This window comes from Cyclobacterium sp. 1_MG-2023 (assembly GCF_030546805.1).
In the GTDB taxonomy this organism is placed as follows: Bacteria; Bacteroidota; Bacteroidia; order Cytophagales; family Cyclobacteriaceae; genus Cyclobacterium.
In genome coordinates this window covers 1-1,974 of sequence record NZ_JAUOPC010000046.1, presented here as the reverse complement: position 1 = coordinate 1,974, position 1,974 = coordinate 1, and the positions used below count along the sequence as shown (strand labels likewise).

The 1,974-nt window shown below is 46.9% G+C and carries 1 protein-coding gene; it reads right to left on the bottom strand.

Annotation, left to right across the window (positions count from 1 at the left end; all coding sequences use genetic code 11):
• Nucleotides 1–158: 158 nt before the first annotated feature.
• Nucleotides 159–1,727, bottom strand: coding sequence for an IS21 family transposase (gene istA / locus Q4534_RS24015; protein ID WP_303615703.1), 1,569 nt, complete (start codon nt 1,725–1,727; stop codon nt 159–161).
• Nucleotides 1,728–1,974 lie beyond the last annotated feature (247 nt).

Here is a 1,974-nt window from a genome sequence, read left to right as displayed (position 1 = left end):
CCTGGGTCATCATGGCCAGCAGCGTATGAGCATCTTCTCTTTGTTCCGGTGGCAGGGACAGTTCTGACTCATAGCGTCTTGCCATGCCCGTGAGTTTCATTCTTTTTAATTGTTCAAGTGTTTGTTCTCTGTTCATCTGTTTTAAGTTTTAATTGTTATTATTTGTTTTCAAAGCGGTTTTTGAATGAATCCCCGCCCCTTGCCGTGGGATTTTCCGGAGGGGTGTAATCCCCACCTGCCAGATTCTCTTCGGCCATATCCATATTGTTTTCTAAAATCTTGGCGACCGTAACGTAACTGTAGATATAGCCCTGCAGTGCCCTTCTACATGCAGCTTCCATCCTTTCACTGCCATATTCCTTTCTGAGCCTGAGCAAGCCGAGCATGGACAGATAGGCCTGGTGGACAACCGGTTTTGAGTCGAGTATTTCCTGGAAGTATGCCACAGCGGAGGGGCCACATTGCCGGGCCTGTCCCAGGTAATACTCCGGATCCCATCCCTTTTGTTTAAAATAGGCCTGGTGGGCCGGGGGCATATGGGTCAGTTCTGTGGTACATTTATATTTTTTATAGGACCTTCTGTGTACAGCCACTCTTTCGGAGTTATGGAATACCTCCACATGTTCGGTGCAATAGACCAGCCTGACATCTGCACCGATCAGCCTATGGGGCACGCTATAGTAATGCTTGTCTTCACCCAGTTGCACATGGTAGTTTTTCTGGACCTTGCCCTTTGTATGGTGCCTGAGTTCATAACTACTTCCCGGAAGGGGAAGCAACAGCGGCTTTTCCTCTTTTTCAAACACCTCCTGTCTGCTGTGTGCCTTTTTCTGAAAGTCTTTTTTGTGGTGCTCGGCCAGTTTTATCCTGATGGCCGCATTGAGCTCCCGGAGGCTTGTGAAAACCTCGTTTCTCAGTGTTGCATAGATGCGCATGTAAAAAATATGGACGTGGTTTTCCACCGAAGGCTTGTCTTTGGGCTTCCTTGGTCTGGCGGCCAGAAGAGCGGTTCCGTAATGGCTGGCCCACTGTTCCAGCATTTCGGGGAATACTGGCTCGTACCTGCAGGTTTTTGTCACCCACTGTTTCATGTTGTCTGACTTGGTGGTCAAAGTAACCCCACCGAAGTAAAGTACCGTATTGTTAAGGGCTCCTACCACTTGTTCAAGTTTGGCATCGGGAAGTGCTTCTAGATAGCCGTAGCTGCTGTAGGGGAGTACGGCCACCAGTACCGGACAGGGCACCATCTCTCCAGTATCCTGATCAAGGTAATGCAACGGTTTACCTGCAAAATCGACTTCCATCTTTTCACCGGGCCGGTGCTCGAACCTCATGGTGGCCTGCCTAACCTGGGAGGCTTCTGAAAGCAGTTCACAGAACCTTGAATAGCCATATCCGTCAGGATCTTCTTTTTTGTACTCTTCCCAAAGCAACTGACGGGTGACGCCGATACGGGTGAGTTCAGTAAGGAAATATCCTGCTTGGGAGATTACCCTGCTTTTCCTGGGGTCCAGCACCTTGTTTTCTTCCTTCCGTCTTCCGCCCGAAACCAAGTCTTCAAGGTCACCATCTGAAAGGTTTAATAAACTTTCGTAATCTAGGCCTGAAGAAAGGAAAGAGCTTTTGTACCTGCTAACCGTAATTCTTGAAATACTGAGCTCACGACTAATTGCTCTTTCTGAAAAACTCCTGCTCAAAAACAATAAAATCTGTCTTAATCTGTGCATACTGATCGGTTTATTGGCCATGTTCTTTGGGGAATGTTGATTACAATCACCAAATTAAACAGCCACTGGTTAAAACCTTTCAGTGGTATACTTTATGCCGGAATGTCAGGTAAAGCCAGAGATATGACCGATGATTCTAACAGGAAATAATACCAATGTGAAAATATGTTTACTGGTATACTTTCCCCTGGAATCACTGGTATACTTTGCTCTGGAATAGTGGTATACTATGGAGTGGAATACTCAT